At 36.7% G+C, this 19582-nt stretch carries 22 protein-coding genes; 14 read left to right on the plus strand and 8 right to left on the minus strand.

Annotated elements, in window-relative coordinates:
* Positions 1-32 precede the first annotated feature (32 nt).
* Positions 33-278 carry a hypothetical protein gene (locus A9D35_RS02910; protein WP_083191594.1) on the plus strand — a complete coding sequence of 82 codons (246 nt, stop codon included), beginning with the start codon at positions 33-35 and terminating at the stop codon, positions 276-278.
* 81 nt (positions 279-359) lie between these two features.
* Here the strand turns inward: A9D35_RS02910 and ettA are convergent, their stop codons facing one another.
* Together ettA and A9D35_RS02920 are read right to left on the minus strand one after the other, a co-directional pair.
* On the minus strand, positions 360-2051 hold the full coding sequence (ettA, locus tag A9D35_RS02915; RefSeq protein WP_066218765.1) for an energy-dependent translational throttle protein EttA: 1692 nt from the start codon (positions 2049-2051) through the stop codon (positions 360-362).
* 2 nt (positions 2052-2053) lie between these two features.
* Positions 2054-2236, minus strand: coding sequence for a CAL67264 family membrane protein (locus A9D35_RS02920; RefSeq protein ID WP_066218768.1), 183 nt, complete (start codon positions 2234-2236; stop codon positions 2054-2056).
* 468 nt (positions 2237-2704) lie between these two features.
* On the opposite strand from A9D35_RS02920, the gene A9D35_RS02925 reads away from it, so the two are divergent.
* Positions 2705-3877, plus strand: a complete 1173-nt coding sequence (locus tag A9D35_RS02925; RefSeq protein WP_066218772.1) for an MFS transporter — start codon at positions 2705-2707, stop codon at positions 3875-3877.
* Between the two features lie 73 nt (positions 3878-3950).
* Here the strand turns inward: A9D35_RS02925 and A9D35_RS02930 are convergent, their stop codons facing one another.
* Complete coding sequence (locus A9D35_RS02930) at positions 3951-4412, minus strand: VOC family protein (protein WP_066218780.1); 462 nt, start codon at positions 4410-4412, stop codon at positions 3951-3953.
* 154 nt (positions 4413-4566) lie between these two features.
* Positions 4567-5079, minus strand: a complete 513-nt coding sequence (locus A9D35_RS02935) for a VOC family protein (RefSeq protein ID WP_066218783.1) — start codon at positions 5077-5079, stop codon at positions 4567-4569.
* 120 nt (positions 5080-5199) lie between these two features.
* On the opposite strand from A9D35_RS02935, the gene A9D35_RS02940 reads away from it, so the two are divergent.
* Positions 5200-5517 carry a winged helix-turn-helix transcriptional regulator gene (locus A9D35_RS02940; RefSeq protein ID WP_066218785.1) on the plus strand — a complete coding sequence of 106 codons (318 nt, stop codon included), beginning with the start codon at positions 5200-5202 and terminating at the stop codon, positions 5515-5517.
* 65 nt (positions 5518-5582) lie between these two features.
* Here A9D35_RS02940 and A9D35_RS02945 read toward each other — a convergent pair whose 3' ends face one another.
* Genes A9D35_RS02945 through A9D35_RS02960 form a run of 4 tightly spaced genes read right to left on the minus strand, consistent with a single transcriptional unit; the run spans position 5583 to position 7603 of the window.
* Entirely contained in the window at positions 5583-6305 is a 723-nt protein-coding gene (locus A9D35_RS02945; protein ID WP_066218788.1) for a pirin family protein, read from the minus strand.
* Between the two features lie 37 nt (positions 6306-6342).
* Positions 6343-6780, minus strand: coding sequence for a MarR family winged helix-turn-helix transcriptional regulator (locus tag A9D35_RS02950; RefSeq protein ID WP_066218791.1), 438 nt, complete (start codon positions 6778-6780; stop codon positions 6343-6345).
* A 2-nt stretch (positions 6781-6782) separates the two neighbouring features.
* A complete protein-coding gene (locus tag A9D35_RS02955; RefSeq protein WP_066218793.1) occupies positions 6783-7070 on the minus strand; it encodes a GNAT family N-acetyltransferase in 288 nt (95 codons plus the stop codon).
* 2 nt (positions 7071-7072) lie between these two features.
* Positions 7073-7603 carry an NADPH-dependent FMN reductase gene (locus A9D35_RS02960; protein ID WP_066218798.1) on the minus strand — a complete coding sequence of 177 codons (531 nt, stop codon included), beginning with the start codon at positions 7601-7603 and terminating at the stop codon, positions 7073-7075.
* A 149-nt stretch (positions 7604-7752) separates the two neighbouring features.
* Here A9D35_RS02960 and A9D35_RS02965 point away from each other — a divergent pair, with 149 nt between their 5' ends.
* From A9D35_RS02965 to A9D35_RS03010, 11 genes are all read left to right on the plus strand, one after another.
* The gene (locus A9D35_RS02965; RefSeq protein ID WP_066218802.1) at positions 7753-9381 is read left to right on the plus strand and encodes an acyl-CoA carboxylase subunit beta; all 1629 of its coding nucleotides are present in this window, start codon (positions 7753-7755) and stop codon (positions 9379-9381) included.
* Between the two features lie 315 nt (positions 9382-9696).
* Positions 9697-10527, plus strand: coding sequence for a LamG domain-containing protein (locus A9D35_RS02970; RefSeq protein ID WP_066218805.1), 831 nt, complete (start codon positions 9697-9699; stop codon positions 10525-10527).
* Between the two features lie 399 nt (positions 10528-10926).
* Positions 10927-11079, plus strand: coding sequence for a T9SS type A sorting domain-containing protein (locus tag A9D35_RS19610; protein WP_369692194.1), 153 nt, complete (start codon positions 10927-10929; stop codon positions 11077-11079).
* 80 nt (positions 11080-11159) lie between these two features.
* The gene (locus A9D35_RS18845; RefSeq protein ID WP_066218808.1) at positions 11160-11378 is read left to right on the plus strand and encodes a hypothetical protein; all 219 of its coding nucleotides are present in this window, start codon (positions 11160-11162) and stop codon (positions 11376-11378) included.
* Between the two features lie 29 nt (positions 11379-11407).
* Positions 11408-11827: a glycosyl hydrolase 2 galactose-binding domain-containing protein gene (locus tag A9D35_RS18850; protein WP_066218811.1), complete on the plus strand. Its 420-nt coding sequence runs from the start codon at positions 11408-11410 to the stop codon at positions 11825-11827.
* Positions 11828-11856: 29 nt separating this feature from the next.
* On the plus strand, positions 11857-13695 hold the full coding sequence (locus A9D35_RS02985; RefSeq protein WP_066218814.1) for a beta-galactosidase: 1839 nt from the start codon (positions 11857-11859) through the stop codon (positions 13693-13695).
* Between the two features lie 127 nt (positions 13696-13822).
* Positions 13823-14980 (plus strand): extracellular solute-binding protein, encoded by a 1158-nt coding sequence (locus A9D35_RS02990; protein ID WP_066218817.1) that lies wholly within the window; start codon positions 13823-13825, stop codon positions 14978-14980.
* A 10-nt stretch (positions 14981-14990) separates the two neighbouring features.
* A complete protein-coding gene (locus A9D35_RS02995; protein WP_066218822.1) occupies positions 14991-16136 on the plus strand; it encodes a CaiB/BaiF CoA transferase family protein in 1146 nt (381 codons plus the stop codon).
* Between the two features lie 2 nt (positions 16137-16138).
* The gene (locus A9D35_RS03000; RefSeq protein ID WP_066218825.1) at positions 16139-17284 is read left to right on the plus strand and encodes a CaiB/BaiF CoA transferase family protein; all 1146 of its coding nucleotides are present in this window, start codon (positions 16139-16141) and stop codon (positions 17282-17284) included.
* A gap of 12 nt (positions 17285-17296) precedes the next feature.
* Positions 17297-18079 (plus strand): enoyl-CoA hydratase/isomerase family protein, encoded by a 783-nt coding sequence (locus A9D35_RS03005; RefSeq protein ID WP_066218828.1) that lies wholly within the window; start codon positions 17297-17299, stop codon positions 18077-18079.
* Between the two features lie 19 nt (positions 18080-18098).
* Positions 18099-19550 (plus strand): aldehyde dehydrogenase family protein, encoded by a 1452-nt coding sequence (locus A9D35_RS03010; RefSeq protein ID WP_066218831.1) that lies wholly within the window; start codon positions 18099-18101, stop codon positions 19548-19550.
* Positions 19551-19582 lie beyond the last annotated feature (32 nt).

Consider the following 19582-nt stretch of genomic DNA (forward strand, 5'->3'; position numbering starts at 1 on the left):
AGCTATTAATCAAACCCCAAACTCAAATTATAATGTCAATACCAACCTATAGTTCATTTTCAAACCTAGCAGCCGCCCCACTTTTAGTAGGAAAACAATTTGTAATCGGCTTATCTATAACCTTTTTATTTTTCTTTGTTTTACTCATTTTTGTAATCAGGAAAACCTATAAATTAAAAGCCGAAAACGAACGCTTAGCGAATTTAAATATCGACATTGACGAGGACAAAAAAGAGTATCAAGATTTTACAGAAGGCCACTTATATACCAAAGAGTAAAAGCCTTCAAAATTATAAATAGTACAACAAAAAACAGCCTGCAAATGCAGGCTGTTTTTTGTTGTATATTATCTTAATAACTTAGCGTACTAACTTTTTATACTTAATACGTTTTGGCATTAAATCTCCACCTAAACGTTTCTTCTTATTCTCTTCGTATTCACTAAAACTTCCTTCAAAGAAATACACTTGGCTATCTCCTTCAAAAGCAAGTATGTGTGTACAAATTCTATCTAAGAACCATCTGTCGTGACTAATAACTACGGCACAACCTGCAAAGTTCTCCAAACCTTCTTCTAAAGCTCGTAATGTGTTCACATCTAAGTCATTAGTAGGTTCATCTAAAAGTAATACATTACCTTCCTCTTTAAGCGTCATAGCTAAATGTAAACGGTTACGTTCTCCTCCAGAAAGTAATTTCACCTTTTTATTTTGCTCTCCTCCAGAGAAATTAAAACGACTTAAATAGGCACGGGAATTTACTTCCTTTCCGCCCATTAAAATCAACTCTTGCTCGTCGCTAAAGTTTTGCCAAATCGTTTTTTCTGGATCTATATTCGAGTGACTTTGGTCTACATAAGCAATCTTTGCTGTATCTCCTACTTCAAACGTTCCTTTATCTGGTTCTTGCTCGCCCATAATCATTCTGAAAATGGTAGTTTTACCAGCTCCATTCGGACCAATAATCCCAACAATTCCAGCCTGTGGTAAATTGAAGTTTAAATCTTCGTATAATAATTTATCGTCGAAACCTTTACTAATACCTTTTGCCTCGATAACATTGGTTCCTAAACGCGGACCGTTAGGAATGTAAATTTCTAATTTTTCGTCAAGTTGTTTTTGGTCCTGACTCATTAATTTATCGTAGTTCTTTAAACGCGCCTTTTGCTTAGTTTGGCGTCCTTTAGCACCTTGACGTACCCAATCTAACTCACGCTCTAATGTTTTCTGGCGTTTAGAAGCTGTTTTACTTTCTTGTGCTAATCGTTTCGATTTTTGATCTAACCAAGACGAGTAATTTCCTTTCCAAGGAATACCTTCCCCTCGATCAAGTTCTAAAATCCAGCCCGCTACATTATCTAAAAAGTATCTATCGTGCGTTACGGCAATCACCGTCCCTTTATATTGCGCTAAATGTTGTTCTAACCAATGTACAGACTCTGCATCTAAGTGGTTGGTAGGCTCATCTAAAAGTAACACATCTGGTTCTTTCAATAAAAGTCTACACAAAGCCACACGACGACGTTCCCCCCCAGAAAGTACACTAATTTTCTTATCGCCATCTGGTGTACGTAGGGCATCCATAGCGATTTCTAACTTGGTATCAAGTTCCCACGCATTGGCAGCATCAATTTGGTCTTGCAACTCGGCCTGACGAGCCATTAATTTATCCATTTTGTCCGGATCAGAATATACTTCCTCTAAACCAAACATATCGTTAATCTTATTGTATTCGTCAAGTATTGCTACGGTTTCTGCAGCACCTTCACGAACAATTTCCATTACCGTTTTATCCTCATCTAATTGCGGCTCTTGTTCTAAATATCCTACAGAATAGTCTTGTAGAAAAGTCACATCACCTTGATAATTTTTATCAATTCCCGCAATAATTTTCAATAAAGTCGATTTTCCAGAACCATTAAGACCTAAAATCCCAATTTTGGCTCCGTAGAAAAAACTTAAATAAATATTCTTTAAAACCGGTGTATTGGCACCAGGAAATGTCTTGGTTAAACCAGACATTGAAAAAATAACTTTTTTATCGTCACTCATAATTATACTCTACCTTTTAATGCGTTAAAAACCCAAGCAATAGCAAAAAAACCAATACCAACCGAGGCAAATCCCCAACCTGCCACATCGTTATATCTAAACGCACCAAGTGCGATTAACCCCAATCCTACTACAATCATAATGGTTGTTGCCCAAGCTAAAACCGTATTTTTATTCATTGCCATAATATAAATTCTAATTTTTTAGGGCGCATAGTTTTTATCTAAAAAGCTAAAAACCACCAGGCTATCCGTTATATCTTTTTGTATTGTATCCAATAAAAAAAGGATGCCACTTCTATCCTTTGCGCAAATTCAGATGCAAATATCGTGTTTTTAGAAGTAAAACTAAAGTTTATAAATGATTAAATTAACAACTTCATTAAAGAAAAAGCATCCTTTATTATACATTTCTTAATTATTAGAATCTAATATTCTCATTTTCATCAATTTTATTAAATTTTCATAGTTAAAAAGTTAATAAACAAAGCACCATATTTCCATTAAAAACACAGATTCAACATGTTGTTTTACAACACAATACAACTCATAATTTCATTTTGTTTAATACTTTTCTTAATTATGCCATTAGCTCATGTAATCTCTCTACTTTTGCGTTTTCATTTAAAAACTTAAAACCTTAGTTACTAGTTCATGAATAAAGCCTTATTATCTTTAGCCATAGGTGGATTTGGTATTGGTTTAACCGAATTCGTTATTATGGGAATTTTACCAGAAATTGCCACAGCTTTCGACATTAGTATTCCAAAAGCAGGACATTTTATTTCTGCTTATGCTTTAGGCGTTGTAATTGGTGCGCCTATTTTAACGAGCCTAGGAAGCAAATGGCCAGCCCATAAAGTATTACTGCTTTTAATGTTATGGTTTACTGTATTTAATACCCTCTCTGCTTTTGCCACTGGTTATCATTCGTTTTTAATCTTACGCTTTTTATCGGGGTTACCTCACGGTGCTTTTTTTGGAATAGGTGCTGTAGTGGCTGGTAAACTATCTAAACCTGGTAAAGCCGCACAAGGGATTGCTATTATGTTTAGCGGACTAACATTTGCGAATCTTCTTGGCGTTCCTCTAGGTACTTATCTAGGAAAACATTTTAGTTGGAACATTTCGTTCCTGTTAGTAGGTTTTGTTGGTGTATTAGTGGTATTAAGTATAAAATTATGGATGCCTAGTTTAAAACAGTCCTCTGAAAATAAATTCTTCGAAGAATTAAAAATATTTAAACGCTTAGAACTTTGGCTTATTATCCTTTTAACCACCATTGGTACTGGAGGTTTCTTTGCTTGGTATAGCTATATTTCGCCTTTAATTACCGATGTTGCTGGACACCCAACCGAAATGGTTTCGATTGCCATGATTTTAGCCGGATTGGGTATGGTAATTGGTAATTTTATGGGGGCCAAATTAGCAGAAAAATTCACTCCAATTTACGCCATTATTATCACCCTAAGTTGTATGGTAATCTGTCTTGCATTAAACACTATCCTTGCCTCCGATAAGGTTATGGTTTTAGTAATGACTTTTATTATTGGTGCGGTAACCTTTTGTTTATCTACCCCAATACAGGTGGCTATAATAAACGCTTCTAAAGGCTCTGAAACCTTAGGGTCTTCTCTAAATCAAAGTGCCTTTAATATCGGAAACGCCTCAGGGGCTTATTTTGCAGGACTTCCAATTGCCATGGGATACGGGTATACATCGGCAGATTGGGTTGGTGCCGCTATGGCATCTATTGGTGTTTTAATTGCTATCGGTATTATTATGTTAAGAAAGCATCATAAAAAACAAGCCGTTCTTGAGGCCTAATTTGAAATAAAAAAAACCACAAATTAGAACCTAAATATCTAATTTGTGGTTTGCTTCTAGGCAACAGCTAATATTATGAATTCTCGCCGGTTAATTTCACCCATTCCTCATAGGTAATAATACCTAATTCTGGTTTTGGTGTGCCTTCTAAAATGGCAATAAATTCTAAACAATGGCCATCTGGATCGTTGAAATAAATAGCTACGGCCGGCATCCATGAAAAAACCATAGGCCTATTGGTACCATCTTTTAAAAAATTGTAAGGTTTTAAATCCCGTGCTTTTAAAAATTCAACCGATTTGTGCAACACATCTTCTTTGTCGCAACGAAATGCAAAATGCATGTTTACAATTTCAGATTTTGGTTTTTCCCAAAGTCCTAACATATATTCTTGAGGTTTTCCAACCCAAAAAAATGCAATACGACGCTCATCATTATAACCACATTTTTCTAGGCCCAGCACATTCTGATAAAACTCTACTGATCGTTCTAAATTTTCAACATGGATATGAGTTTCATAAAGTCCTTTTATCATAAGCTTGGTAAATTAAATCAGTTTCATTTTACAATTTGTATTGTAAAGATCGATTTACACTTAAAACCTAAACAATACCTATTTTAACTTATACACATACGAAACTCTCATGTAAATTTAGAATATCGACTTTACACAAAATACATTCCTTACTTTATTTTGAATACGCTCCAGACGAATAAGTCAGTTCATAACTATGTGTATATATTTCGAAAACAATTCCAAACGGATCCTCTACATAACACATTTTAAAAGGCTTATCCTCGGGATAATAAGATCTAATAGGCATACGTTGTTTCCCTCCATAAGAGACTATTTTTTCAATAAGGTCCTCAATATTTGGGTCCTGCACACAAAAATGAAATAAACCTGTATTAAAAGGATTAAATTCTGGAGCTTCTTTAATTCCATTCGGAAACGAAAATAACTCAATTCCAACACCATCTGAAGTTGCTAAATGCGCAATTTCAAAATCGGTCCAATCCTCTCCAAAAACGTCAATACACATTTGCCCTATGGCCGTATCTTTTTCCTTTTTAACCGTAGAAGGTTCCATTATTACATACCACCCCATAACTTCTGAGTAGAATTTTACGGCGTCTTTAATATTTGGAACAGTGATTCCGATATGTGAAAATGCTTTTGGATAATTTTTTTTAGTTGTCATATCTTATGTTTTAGTTTACAAAATTACGCTATATTTGCCTAAAAGGCAATAACTTACCAAAAAGTAGTATAGTTACCTAAACGAGTAATTTATTGATATTCAATTATATACAATTTAAAAATGAATAAGGATATTACATGTCCGTTACATTATACCATGAATTTAATTGGGACAAAATGGAAACCTTTAATATTATTTCATCTATTAGATGGTGATTTACGTTCGGGAATATTACAAAAGCAAATTCCTGAAATTTCAAACAAAATGTTTACGCAAACTGTTAGAGATCTAGAACAAGACGGACTTATTTCTAGAACGGTTTATCCCGTTGTTCCTCCTAAAGTAGAATATGGCTTAACGAAACGCGGCAAATCGCTTGAAGGCATATTGCGAAGTTTAGATGCTTGGGGATTGAAAGATTGTCAGCACAATTCTTAATTTTTAAAAATGATTTTTAACTGGTTTCCAGAATCTAGTGTGACCTATTATTCAATATTCATACATTAAAACACCATCGGGACTTCAATAAACAACATACTTGAATCGGCCTGGGCTTCAACTTTAAACTGTTTGGTTTCACTTATCCCTATTGCATCACGAGTTTCTAATACATCATCAGAAATTTTTAGTTTTCCATGAATAAGCATAACATAAACGCCATGGTTTTCACTTTTTAGCGAATAGGAAAACTCCCGATCTTTATCTAAATCAAGTATTGACAATTTAGCATCCTGATGAATTTTTAATGTCCCGTCTAAATCTTCTTCGATAGATGAAACTAGCGTTTGTAATTTGTTTTGTCGCGCTTTAGCATCGAATGTTTTCTGATCGTATCTAGGTTCTACATTTTGCTTATTCGGTATAATCCAAATCTGAAACAGGCTTAAATACTCGTCTTGAGATCCATTAATTTCGGAATGCTGAATCCCTTTCCCTGCCGACATGACTTGCACTTCTCCTGGCATAACCGATTCCCATGAATTATGCATGGAATCTCTATGTTTTAAAACACCTTTTAATGGAATGGTAATGATTTCCATATTATCATGCGGATGTGTTCCAAACCCCATTTTCGGTTCTAGAACATCATCATTTAGCACACGTAATGCGCCAAAATGCATCCGGTCTCTATTCTGGTAACTTGCAAAACTAAAAGAATGATTAGCCTGTAACCAACCGTGATTAGCGAATCCTCTTGTATTTGCTTTATGAACTATTGTTTTCATATCTATTTTCTTTTTAATTCTAATTACCTTGTCCTTGTTATCTTATTTTATCTAACAAATCACTTAATTGTTTAGCTTCTGTTTCGGTTAAATTCTTGAGTAAATCTTCATCAAAATCAACTGCAATAGCTTTTAGCAATTTTTTCCCAGCTTTTGTAATTTCTATATGTACCACACGTCTGTCTGCAGGACAAGCAATCCGTACTATTAACCCTTTAGCACATAATTTATCCATAAGCCGTGTTGCATTGGGTGCACGATCTATCATCCTATCTTTAATAGTTTGCACTTTAAGCGCTTGGTTTGCACCATTTAAAATACGTAAGATATTGTACTGCTGTGGCGAAATTCCGAAGGGTTTAAAAAATTCATTTTGTAAACTTGTAATCCAATTCGATGTGTATAAAATATTAATTAAAGCCTTTACCTTATTATTTTTAAACCGCGACGTTAAGTCGGTTGAAAGATCTCCCATAACTACTGCTTTAAAATATCCTTATATTCGGTTTTCTTCTTAAAAACTGCCTGAGCATACGAACAAAGTGGGGTAACCGAAAAATTTTTTTCTCGTGCAAATACTACCAAAGAATCGATTAATCTATACCCTATTCCTTGTCCTTTTAAACTCGAATCCACCTCGGTATGATCTATGATAAGATGATCTGGTTCTTTACAATGATATGTCATTTTCGCGACAGATATTCCAGATGCATCTTCTAGATAAAACTGACCTTCCGTACCCGAATCTTTATGTTTTATTTCCATAATTACAGCGCTTTTTCTAATGATTCCACTGCCTTTCTTAATTCCGAATTCAAGGTTTCATCTATAATTTTTCCGTCTTTAAAATGTGTTCCGAAAGATGGCAACGAAAATGTTTCAATGATATTTCCACCTTGAAAAGGAAATCGTTTTTCTGCAATTTCTAAAACTGAACGCCCTCCTCTAGCTCCAGGAGAAGTAGCCATAAGCAACATAGGTTTATTATGCCATAATTTGCTTTCTATTCTCGACATCCAATCAAATAAATTTTTAAATACCGTCGTATAAGCGCCATTATGCTCTGCCAAAGACAATATTATACCATCTGAAGATTTTATATGATTTAAAAATGTTTGTGCATGTTCTGGAAACCCGTGTTCTTTTTCTAAATCTACTCCAAAAATAGGAAGCGGAAAATTGTTTAAATCTAAAACAGTGACCTTCGCGTCTTGTATAAAACTTGCCGCATATTCTGCCAATTGTTTGTTTATCGACACTTTACTATTACTTCCTGCAAAAACTATTATTTCTTTCATATGTATATCATTTAACTGTTGTATATACAAATGTAGTGAAATTTTATTTAGTTTCCAAGGAATATATTTCCATGTAATAAACTATCATAATCATAAATTTGGCTTTACTTTTTTGAAACTTTCGTACTTTAGCGTTAAAATCTTTTTACATGGATATCAACTTCAATAAAAACGAAGATCATAATAAATTATTAGTATCAGACTTAAGAAGTCGTTTTGCCAAAGTCAGTCTTGGTGGCGGACCAAAGCGGATAGAGAAACTTCATAGTAAAGGAAAGCTAACGGCTAGAGAACGTATAGATTATTTGTTAGATCCAAAATCTAAAAGTATAGAAATTGGAGCCTTCGCTGGAGAAGATATGTACCCTGAACATGGCGGTTGCCCTTCTGGAGGCGTCGTAGTAAAAATAGGTTATATAAAAGGAAAGCAATGTATTGTTGTTGCCAATGATGCCACGGTTAAGGCTGGTGCTTGGTTTCCAATAACTGGAAAGAAAAACTTACGAGCCCAAGAAATTTCTATAGAAAACCGTTTGCCTATTATTTATTTAGTGGATAGTGCAGGTGTGTATTTACCCCTTCAAGATGAAATATTCCCAGACAAAGAACATTTCGGGCGTATATTTAGAAATAATGCGATTATGAGCAGTATGGGAATTACCCAAATCTCTGCTGTTATGGGAAGTTGTGTAGCAGGTGGTGCCTATTTGCCAATTATGAGCGACGAAGCTTTAATTGTAGATAAAACAGCGAGTATTTTCTTGGCTGGGAGTTATTTGGTTAAAGCTGCTATTGGAGAATCTATAGATAATGAAACTTTAGGTGGAGCTACAACCCATTGCGAGATTAGTGGGGTTACAGACTATAAAGCTAAGGATGATAAAGATGCCTTAGATAAAATAAAATTTATTATCGATAAAATTGGGGATTACGATAAAGCCGGTTTTAATCGTGTAGTATCCTTAAAACCAAAAGCTGAACAGAAAGATATATACGGCATTCTTCCTAAAAGTAGAGCCGATCAATACGATATGAAAGACATCATTAAACGATTAGTCGATAACTCTGAATTCGAAGAATATAAAGAAGGTTACGGCAAAACAATTATTACTGCCTACGCTAGAATTGACGGTTGGGCCGTTGGTATTGTTGCGAATCAACGTCAGTTAGTAAAAACAAAAAAAGGAGAAATGCAGTTTGGAGGTGTTATTTATAACGATAGCGCCGACAAAGCCACGCGGTTTATAGCAAATTGTAATCAGAAAAAAATTCCTTTAGTGTTCTTACAAGATGTTACCGGTTTTATGGTAGGATCTAAATCTGAGCACGGCGGAATTATAAAAGATGGTGCTAAAATGGTTAATGCAGTAAGTAACTCGGTGGTACCAAAATTTACCATAATTATTGGAAATAGTTACGGTGCTGGAAATTATGCCATGTGTGGTAAGGCTTACGACCCGAGGTTAATTGTAGCTTGGCCAAGTGCCGAACTGGCTGTAATGAGCGGAAATTCTGCCGCCAAAGTCTTATTACAAATAGAAACAGCCTCTTTAAAAGCGAAAGGCGAAATTATAACTCCGGAAAAAGAAGAAGAACTATTTAATAAAATAAAATCACGTTACGACAAGCAAGTTTCCCCATACTATGCTGCCTCTAGACTATGGACCGATGGTATTATCGATCCGCTAGATACAAGAACATGGATTTCTATGGGAATTGAAGCCGCCAACCACGCTCCTATCGAAAAGAAATTTAATTTAGGAGTAATACAAGTGTAGTGCTTCGTTAGAATAGTTTGAAAACAGAATACCGTAAACAGCCATTTTAATATACCCTACTAAATATGTTTATGCAGTATTGATTGATATCGACACGCTAAAATTGAGCACTTCAAAACGACCTTAGCTTAAAATTTCTCAACATTTCAAGCAAAAGAGCCAACTGACTTCTATTAATTGTACTTCATAGTTTTGGTGTTTACTCACATCAAAATCATAAAATTAGGCCTGTGTTTAGTTCTTGTCTAGTCTAGTTTTTATTCTATCCCATACGAAGTGTGTAATATTATAGTTCAAACAAATCTTAACTATACTATGACACACAATTTCGTTTTAACAACTATTTTTTTGTTTTCCTTTTTTAGTTTACAGGCACAGGATTGGAAAGACATTCCCATTCCTGCAGATCCAGGAGAAGATAAAATTTGGGAACTACAGGAAAATGTTTCAGACGATTTTAACTACACGTTTGATGCTAGCTCAGGAAAAACAGATTTTGGAAACAATAAGTGGTATAACTTTTACCACAATGCTTGGGATGGTCCTGGGACGACCTATTGGAAATACAATCACGTTTGGGTAGATGGATCAGATTTGCTCATAACGTCTTCGCGATGGAGTCAAACAAATGAAGACTTGCCTAAAACCAATGCGCCAAACAAAATGGGTAAACCTAATGACGGTATAAACGCAGGCTGCATAACCTCTAACAACAAAGTAGTTTATCCCGTTTTTGTTGAAGCTAGCGTAAGCGTTGCCAACATTGCACTTGCTTCCGATGTTTGGCTATTGAGTCCAGACGACACTCAAGAAATTGATATTATAGAATGCTATGGTGGCGCCGATAGCAATAACGCTTTTTTTGCAAAAGATATTCATTTAAGTCATCATTCATTTATACGTAACCCATTTCAAGATTACCAACCTAGAGGCAAAAACACTTGGTACACACGAAGTGATATCACAACCTCTTGGGGTGATTATTGTTGGAATAATGGCGAAAGAAAATATGTGAATATTGGGGTAAACTGGATAAGTCCATTTCATTTTGAATATTATATTGATGGCGAATTAGTTCGCGTACTTTACGACAAAGCTTCAGCGACAAAAAGGGAGACACTTGGTATTACACCTACCCTAGTATGACCAACGGAAAGCTGGATTTTGATTCTAATGGTTACCAACCGAAAATCCATTTGCGACATCATCAAGCTATGCATTTAGCACGTTACAAAATGCTAGCAACACCTCATCAGTAAGTATAATCGATCCTTATAATTATCAAAACGGTCAAGGATTTAGTAAAGAATTAGACATTATTATAAATGTAGAATCACAAAACTGGCATGTAGACGCAGGCAGAACACCAAGCGATGCTCTACTAGACGACCCCAGCAAAAACACCATGAAGGTGGATTGGATTCGGGTTTACAAGCCTACTAATAAGTTAAGTACAGAAATACCAACGTCATCCAAGGCTATTCATATCTATCCTGTTCCGGCAAATCAAACGCTACATATTAAAAGCGAACAAAAATAGATGACATAAAAATATATAATGCTTTAGGAGTTATGGTGTATCAACAAACTACATCGACAGAATCAATCCCTCTTGATCAATTACATACTGGGGTTTATTTTATAAGCATAAACGCAAACAACAAAACAACAACTAAGCGCTTTGTTGTACAGCATTGAATATCGCAAAAACAACCTCTAACAAACTACAATATTTAACCACTCAATAGTAAATCTAGGATACTAAATTTTAATTATTCATGAAAACCGATAAACTAACTTTTCACCTATTTATGTTGTGTTTTATTTTATGCACAACAAAAATATTTGCTCAACCCAACACCACACTTGCGCTTGAAGACTCAAACCAACAGGTTATTGATTTAAGCGGCATGCGATGGCGATTTAAAATGATGGCACCAGGAGAAGGCGTAAAAAAGGCCTGCACAAATTACCAGCAGAAGACATTGAAACTCTAGTCTGGAATAACGCTAAAGTCCCTGGCGATGTGTACACCGATCTTTGGAAAGCAGGCATTATTGAAGATCCTCATTTTGGAAGAAACAGCGTAAAAGCCCAATGGGTACAACAGTACGAATGGTGGTACGCTTTACAATTTAGCGTTACCGAAGATGTAGAAAACCAATTAGTAGACCTTGTTTTTGAAGGAGTAGATTATGCCTGCGAGGTGTGGCTAAACGGTCATTATTTAGGAAAACATGAAGGGGTATTTTCTAAATTTTCTTTTGATGTTGCCGATTTTCTTCGTATCCATAAATACGATTTCCTTAAAGGCCGAAACATGCTCGTGGTTAAATTAGACACACCGCCGCAAGTAAACGCTTTTGTTGCCGGAAAAAAACACCTTGGTTTGGCGATTATTGGAGAGACATCACCCCTATTGGTATTATACGCCCTGTTAAATTAGTACGTACAGGAAAAATCCGTTTTAAAGATGTGTATGCTAACAATACCATTAATAAAGATGGATCGGCCGATGTAAATCTTGAAATTACCGTAGAAAACACCAATAAAGTTGCTAAAGAATTTTCATTTGAAGCAGCCCTTAACGGGAAAAACTTTAAAATGAAAGAACAAAAAGTAAACTTTAAGAAAACCATTCAACCGGGAACTCATAAAGTCATTCAGAAAATACATTTAAAAGAAGCAAAACTATGGTGGCCTTGGGATTTAGGCGACCAAAACCTATACACTGCAAAAATTGCGGTTAAAGATGGTAAATTAAACCAAGATATTAACGAAACCACTTTTGGTATTCGTGAAGTCACTTCTAAATGGAATCCTGGTTTTGTTAAAGATGTCGATGTTACCTTCCCGAGATCAACATATATAAACGGTAAGTTTCACTTCATCCGTTCGGCATGTTGGGGTGGTCCACCAAATATTTTTGTAGGGCGTACCGAAACAAGCGATTATAAAGAGTTAATTCGTTTGGCTAAAGAAATGAATATGAACAATATTCGAATCTTCGGATGGCATCCACCAGAAGTTCCAGAATTTTACCAATACTGTGATGAAATGGGTATGACCGTTTGGCAAGACATGATTCCTTTAGGAACTGGAAATATTCCTTCAGACGAAAAGAACCTAGCAGAAATCTTTAACGAAGGTGTTAAAGTGGTTGTAGAACGCAGAAATCATCCGTCGTTAATTATGATGGAAGGTGGTGAAGAAATGATGTTCCGTACCCGTGACCCTAAATTTGGTCGTGAATTCTTAGAGCGTTTAGGCGATTCACTTCAAGCTTATGTCGATTTACCATATGTGCCAGATTCTCCTATGACCGATCATGTTGGGCAACAAGCAGGTTTCAAACCTAAAGAAGCCGTTCATGCCTTACGTTACTTTTACGATATGGGTAAATGGTTGCACGAAGATTGGTACCAAACCAAAGCAGACGGCTACCCTATTGTTCCAGAATTTGCAATTACCTCGGTGCCTTCCGTAGAAAGTTTAAAGAAATTTATTCCTGAAGAAGAATTATGGACTCCTGGTTTAAGTTGGGGACACCATTGGGCAGATTTAACCCGTTTACGCATGCAAAACTGGGATGTTTTTGGTAGTGAAATGAAAGGTTCTTTAGAAGAATTTGTAAATGCTACTCAAGATGCACAAGGGATTATTTTCCAAAACGGCATTGAGCATTTCCGTCGTGATAAACCAAGTTTAAGTGGTATTGCCCTTTGTCATTATATTACTTACGGACCAGACATGAAATGGGCTATTGTCGATAATTACAGAAAACCTAAAAACTCATACTACTTTGTTCAAAAAGCGTATCAGCCGCTTTTAGTGAATTTTGAATTTAAAAAACGCCGTTGGGATACTAAAGAGCCTTTTGTTGGAAATATTTGGGTGATTAATGATTACTATAAATCATACAAAGATTGTACGGTGAAGTTTGAAATGAAAGACGACTCTGGAAAAGTGATTGCTAACAAAACCTTCTCCATTGACAAGATTGAAGAAAACAGTGCGAAATCATTCTTCCCGATTAATGAAAAGGTATTAAAATCGGTGAAATCTAAGTTTTTTGTGAACCTAGAATTAACAGATAAAAGCGGAAAAGTCATCTCTAAAAACGATTATTTCTTCCTAATTGGCGATCAAAAAGAGGCCACAAAACATTTTAACGCTTGGAAAGATGAACGTTTGAAAAATGAAAACGAAAATGGCGGATATGGTTCATACTACCACTTCTTCAAAGATTTTACAGGAGAAGACGGACAACGTTACGAGAGTGAAACACAAATTCCAAGAGCATCAGGATTTTAAACAACAACTAACTATTATTACTAATTGCAGAGACTGTCTAAAAACAGCACCCAAATCGAAACAACTACTTATTAACTACCAATAAATTGGGTTTTTAGATGGTCTCTTTTTTACTAGACTACGAATTATGTCAGAAAAACATATAAAATTAAAAGGAATAACCTGGGACCACAGTCGTGGTTTCACATCGGCCGTTGCTACAGCACAACGTTTCCATGAGTTAAATCCGAATATAGAAATCACCTGGGAAAAACGTTCGTTACAAGCTTTTGCAGACGAACCGATTGATGCCCTAGCAAAACGTTATGATTTACTAATTATAGATCATCCATGGGCAGGTTTTGCAGCCCGAACAGGGGTTATCATTCCGTTAAATGAACATTTACCGAAATCATTTTTAGACGATCAGGCTGCGAATTCGGTTGGGAAATCACACGAAAGTTATTGTTTTGATGGCTACCAAAGTGCTTTAGCCATCGATGCAGCAACGCCCGTGGCAGCAAGCAGACCAGATTTATTAAACAAACTCGGAAAAACGCTACCAAAAACTTGGGCCGATTTAATCGCCTTAGCAAAGGACGGTTTGGTTGCTATTCCTGGGATTCCGCAGGATACGCTAATGAGTTTTTATATGATTTGTTGCACGCTTGGAGAAGATGTAGCCCTAACAAAAGACTATTTTGTTTCGGAAGACATCGGGCTAAAAGCCTTAGATATTTTAAGAGATTTAGGTCAGTATCTGGATGCTTCTTGCTACGACATGAACCCCATTAAGGTTTACGAAGCCATGACACGCAGCGATAAATTTGCCTACTCCCCTTTTGCTTACGGCTACACCAACTACTCAAAACGCGGTTATGCCAATCATATTTTAAAATTCCATGATACCGTTACTCTAGAAGGTCAGCATTTAATTACCACTTTAGGTGGAACAGGTTTAGCTATTTCATCAAATTCAAAACATAAAGAAACCGCTTTGGCTTACGCCGAATATGTAGCGTCGCCTAAAACCCAAAAAACCGTGTTCTTTGATTATGGCGGGCAACCAGGACACCGAGAAGCTTGGTTAGATACCACGAATAATTTCAATGCTTTAGATTATTTTAAAGACACGCTACCCACTTTAGATAGAGCTTTTTTAAGACCACGTTACCACGGACACATGTATTTTCAGGATAACGCAGGGGCTCCAATTCGTGAGTTTATGAAAAACGGCGGCCATGCCAAAATCCTTTTAGACAGCTTGAATAATTTGTATCTTGAATCTTTAAAGAAAACAACCTAATCATTTATAAATGTTACCATTAGAAGGCATTACCGTATTAGAGTTTGCGCAATTCATGGCAGGGCCATCGGCTGGATTAAAAATGGCCGATTTAGGTGCTCGTGTGATTAAAATTGAACGCCCAGGTTCTGGTGAAGCGGGCCGACAAATTGCGCTTAAAAATATTTTTATTGATGAAAGCTCTATGGTGTTTCATACGGCCAATCGAAATAAACAATCGTATGCAGCCAATTTAAAAGACCCAGACGATTTAGAAAAGGTTAAAAAACTCATTGCGCAGGCCGATGTAATGACCCATAATTTCCGACCAGGCGTTATGGAAAAAATTGGTTTAGATTATGAAACTGTAGCTGCCATAAATCCTAAAATGGTGTACGGTGTGGTTTCTGGATATGGTCCCGTTGGGCCTTGGGCTACCAAACCTGGCCAAGATTTACTTATTCAGTCCTTGTCGGGATTTGTTAATTTATCAGGAAACGAAGCCGATGAACCCACAGCTACCGGGCTAGCCACTTCTGATATTTTTACAGGGGTACATTTAGTTCAAGGTATTTTGGCTGCACTTATTGCTAGAAACCGCACTGGTAAGGGATCAAAAGTTGAAGTCAGTTTATTGGAGTCGACTTTAGACATCCAATTTGAATTGTTAACTACTTTCCTGAATGATGGCGAAACGCTACCAAAAAGAGCAAAAAAAGGTAATGCCCATGTGTATTTAGAGGCGCCTTATGGCATTTATCAAACCAAAGATGGCTACATAAGTATTGCGTTAACACCTTTAGATGCTTTGGCAAAAGCGATGGATTTGCAACTTCCTGATGCTTTTCAAAATCCGAAAATATGGTATGAAAAACGTGATGACATCATGGCCTTTTTACAAGAACATCTCATTAAAGAAACCTCAGCACATTGGTTATCTATTTTTGAAGCTTTAGACTTTAGAGTTTCAGAAGTATTTGATTATAAAACATTATTAAATCATGAAGGCTACAAAATCCTTCAAATGGATCAAGAGGTTGAAACTTCCGATGGTATTTCAATGAAAACCACACGCTGCCCCATCCGAATAGACGGCAACCGCATTTTCAATAAAAAATCGGCACCAAAAGTGGGTGAAGATAATGCCTTAATAGATAAAGAATTTAATCTAAGTTAATCATGAAAAAACCATTAGAAGGCATTTTAGTTGTAGACTTTAGTCAGTATTTATCTGGCCCTTCAGCGAGTTTAAGATTGGCTGATTTAGGTGCTAGAGTCATTAAAATTGAAAAACCCGAAACGGGAGATTTAGGTCGTGGTTTGTATTTTTCAAATGTGGTGATGAACGGCGCTTCATCCATGTTTCATGCCATCAACAGAAATAAACAAAGTTATGCGGCTAATATGAAAGCAGAAGACGAACGTGAAAAAGTCTATCAATTAATCCGCAAGGCCGATGTTTTAATTCATAATTTCAGACCAGGCGTTGTAGATAAACTAGGCATTGACTTTGAAACCATAAAATCTATAAATCCTAAAATCGTTTATGCTGAATTATCAGGTTATGGCAAAGAAGGCGTTTGGAAAGACAAACCAGGATTGGACTTATTATTGCAATCCCTTTCAGGTTTAACACAACTAAACGGAAACGATGGCGCAGGCCCTATCCCTATTGGATTGGCCGTAGTTGATATTTTATCTGGCGCCCATTTAGCACAAGGTATTTTAGCTTGTTTGTACAGAAAAGAAACCACGGGTGAAGGCGGTCGCGTGGAAGTAAGCATGCTGGAATCGGCCTTAGAATACCAGTTTGAATCCATTACCTGTTACTTTAGAGACGGCGGGCAACCAACCATCCGACCAAAAAGCAATTCGGCACATGCCTATTTAGGCGCACCTTACGGAGTTTACGCGACTAAAAATGGCGCTATTGCTTTGGCCATGGGATCTATTCCTTTTATTGGCGGTTTAATAGGCTGTGAAGCTTTATCAAAATATGAAACGCCCGAAAGTTGGTTTAATCAAAGGGATGAAATTAAAGACATCCTTGCCAAACACCTAGCTACAAAAGACACGAAAGCGTGGTTAGCAGTTTTAGAACCGGCCGATATTTGGTGTGCGGAAATCATGAATTGGAAAACACTCATGGATCAAGACGCCTTTAAAATTTTAGAGATGATCCAGGATGTTAACATGGCCGACGGCTACAGTTATAAAACGACACGTTGCCCGATTCAAATTAATGGTACCTGGTTAACCTCAGAAATTGGCAGCCCCGTTTTAGGCGAACACAATGAGAAAATCAATAATGAACTAGCATCGTAATAACTGAATTTTATGAGTGATTTATCAACCAACTTACTAATCAAAAAAGAAGCAGGCGTGGCTACCATTAGCTTAAACAGGCCTAAAGCGAATAGTTACTACAAAGACTTTTTAGATTTAATTAGTCAAGCTGTAAAGGAAGCTAGCGCAGACGATGCTATCAAAGTTATTTTAATCAATAGCACTTCCGAAAAGTTTTTCTGTGCTGGAGCTGATATTAAAATCTTCAGTAGCAATACCACCGAACAAAATGCCGAGATGGTTAGAGCCGCACGCGAAGTTTCCGAAGCCATTACCTCAAGCAGTAAAATTGTTATTGCAGCAGTTAGCGGTCATGTTTTAGGCGGCGGATTAGAAATGATTATGGCTTGCGACATCCGTCTTGCTTCCGAAGGCAACTATTTGATTGGCTTACCCGAAGTGAAATTAGGCTTAATGCCTGGAAACGGCGGCACACCAAGACTAATCGATTTAATTGGAGCAAGCAGAGCCATGGAATTGTTGGTAACCGGAAATATCATATCACCACAAAAAGCTTATGATTATGGCCTATTTAATCAATTATACCCTGCGGATGCTTTTGAATTAAGCGTAACAAATTATGTGAAAGATTTAGCGCAAGGCGCAGGACAAGCCATGGCGGCCATCAAACATTATGTGCAAAAACATAAAGGCATGAACTTACAAGAATCGTTAGATTACGAAACCACATCGGTTAACACCTTGTACGATACGCATGATGCTAAAGAAGGTTTTTTAGCCTTTGTAGAAAAGCGTACACCAAAATTTAATTAACTAATAAAACATACTAATAATGGCAAAAGAAATTAAACATTACCCCTGTTTCATCAATGGTGAGTGGTTAGATTCCTCAAAAAGAGCACTTATTGAAGTAGAAAACCCTGCTAACAATGACGTTTTTGCAACGGTTACCGCATGTACCAAAGAAGATGTACAATATGCCTTAGAAACTTCAGAAAAAGCGCAATTTGGATGGCAATTAACACCTGCTCAAACTAGAGCCAATTACATTTATGCTATTTGCGATCGTTTGAAAGCGGAACGGGAACATTTCGCCAAATTATTAGTTATGGAGCAAGGAAAAACCTATACTGAAGCGCTTGGTGAAGTTGATGACACGATTCGCTATATGACCTATTCCGCGGAAGCAGGACGACGCATTCAAGGGGCCATTTTCCCAACTGAAAATGCCAATGAGCGTTTGGAAATCCATAAAGTTCCCTACGGCGTTACCGTGGCATTGTGTGCCTTTAATTATCCTTTAGCTTTAATCGGACGAAAATTAGGTCCGGCTTTGGTTACAGGAAACACCATTATTTTAAAACCACATGAATTAACACCTGTTACCGCTTCAGAATTTTGCCGATTGGTAGAAGACGCAGGCCTTCCTAAAGGCGTTGTTAATATGGTAGCGACACAAAATGCACAAACCGCTTCTTTATTAGTTGAAAGTCCGATTACCAAATTAATCAGTTTAACCGGAAGCACCAATGCGGGACGCGCTATGTATCGCGCTGCTGCGGATAACATTACAGGTTTAATCTTAGAATTAGGTGGTAAAGCACCATTTATTGTTTTAGATGATGCGGATATCGATAAGGCTGTTGAAGCTGCTGCCATTTCTAGATATGCCAACTGCGGACAAGTATGTATTTGCAATGAAATGGTGATGGTCGACGAAAAAACAGCTGATGAATTTACCGAAAAACTCATTAAACGTGTGGCACAGATTAAAACCGGTAATCCTTTTGATGCTTCGGTAAATATGGGTCCCAATGTAAGTTCGCAAGGTTTAGCACGCGTGCAAGATTTAGTAAATCAAGATATTGCCAATGGCGCCGAACTGGTTATGGGAGGCGGCCGACCAGATGGTACTGAATTTGAAAAAGGCAACTGGTTTGCTCCAACCATTCTTACCAACGTTAAAAACGGCTATGCCACAACAAAACACGAATTATTCGCGCCTGTTTTACCCATCATTAAAGTAAATGGTTTTGATGAAGCTATGGCCTATTCGAATGCCAGAGAAGAAGGTTTATCGGCATACTTATTTACCAATAATTATAAGATTCATCAAAAAGCCATTGATCAATTACAGGTGGGAACAATTTTCATCAATAAACAAATTGTTGGCTATATTCAAGGCTATCATTCGGGACATAAAACCTCGGGAATTGGTGGCGAAGATGGTATTTATGGCATAGAACATCATTTACAAAAACGTACGGTTTATTTGGAGTATTAGTACTAAAATTAAAATCTAGACCTTTCAGGTTT

It is taken from the genome of Formosa haliotis (assembly GCF_001685485.1).
Classification (GTDB): Bacteria; Bacteroidota; Bacteroidia; order Flavobacteriales; family Flavobacteriaceae; genus Formosa; species Formosa haliotis.

What these genes read in the sequence shown, in the direction of transcription:
- A9D35_RS02990 (WP_066218817.1), top strand. Translation starts at nt 13,823, where the DNA reads ATGTCAGAAAAACATATAAAATTAAAAGGAATAACCTGGGACCACAGT.
- A9D35_RS02910 (WP_083191594.1), top strand. Translation starts at nt 33, where the DNA reads ATGTCAATACCAACCTATAGTTCATTTTCAAACCTAGCAGCCGCCCCA.
- A9D35_RS02945 (WP_066218788.1), bottom strand. Translation starts at nt 6,305, where the DNA reads ATGAAAACAATAGTTCATAAAGCAAATACAAGAGGATTCGCTAATCAC.
- A9D35_RS02965 (WP_066218802.1), top strand. Translation starts at nt 7,753, where the DNA reads ATGGATATCAACTTCAATAAAAACGAAGATCATAATAAATTATTAGTA.
- ettA (WP_066218765.1), bottom strand. Translation starts at nt 2,051, where the DNA reads ATGAGTGACGATAAAAAAGTTATTTTTTCAATGTCTGGTTTAACCAAG.
- A9D35_RS03005 (WP_066218828.1), top strand. Translation starts at nt 17,297, where the DNA reads ATGAGTGATTTATCAACCAACTTACTAATCAAAAAAGAAGCAGGCGTG.
- A9D35_RS02955 (WP_066218793.1), bottom strand. Translation starts at nt 7,070, where the DNA reads ATGGAAATAAAACATAAAGATTCGGGTACGGAAGGTCAGTTTTATCTA.
- A9D35_RS02920 (WP_066218768.1), bottom strand. Translation starts at nt 2,236, where the DNA reads ATGGCAATGAATAAAAATACGGTTTTAGCTTGGGCAACAACCATTATG.
- A9D35_RS03000 (WP_066218825.1), top strand. Translation starts at nt 16,139, where the DNA reads ATGAAAAAACCATTAGAAGGCATTTTAGTTGTAGACTTTAGTCAGTAT.
- A9D35_RS02930 (WP_066218780.1), bottom strand. Translation starts at nt 4,412, where the DNA reads ATGATAAAAGGACTTTATGAAACTCATATCCATGTTGAAAATTTAGAA.
- A9D35_RS02940 (WP_066218785.1), top strand. Translation starts at nt 5,200, where the DNA reads ATGAATAAGGATATTACATGTCCGTTACATTATACCATGAATTTAATT.
- A9D35_RS02995 (WP_066218822.1), top strand. Translation starts at nt 14,991, where the DNA reads ATGTTACCATTAGAAGGCATTACCGTATTAGAGTTTGCGCAATTCATG.
- A9D35_RS18845 (WP_066218808.1), top strand. Translation starts at nt 11,160, where the DNA reads ATGAAAACCGATAAACTAACTTTTCACCTATTTATGTTGTGTTTTATT.
- A9D35_RS02950 (WP_066218791.1), bottom strand. Translation starts at nt 6,780, where the DNA reads ATGGGAGATCTTTCAACCGACTTAACGTCGCGGTTTAAAAATAATAAG.
- A9D35_RS02970 (WP_066218805.1), top strand. Translation starts at nt 9,697, where the DNA reads ATGACACACAATTTCGTTTTAACAACTATTTTTTTGTTTTCCTTTTTT.
- A9D35_RS02925 (WP_066218772.1), top strand. Translation starts at nt 2,705, where the DNA reads ATGAATAAAGCCTTATTATCTTTAGCCATAGGTGGATTTGGTATTGGT.
- A9D35_RS03010 (WP_066218831.1), top strand. Translation starts at nt 18,099, where the DNA reads ATGGCAAAAGAAATTAAACATTACCCCTGTTTCATCAATGGTGAGTGG.
- A9D35_RS02960 (WP_066218798.1), bottom strand. Translation starts at nt 7,603, where the DNA reads ATGAAAGAAATAATAGTTTTTGCAGGAAGTAATAGTAAAGTGTCGATA.
- A9D35_RS02935 (WP_066218783.1), bottom strand. Translation starts at nt 5,079, where the DNA reads ATGACAACTAAAAAAAATTATCCAAAAGCATTTTCACATATCGGAATC.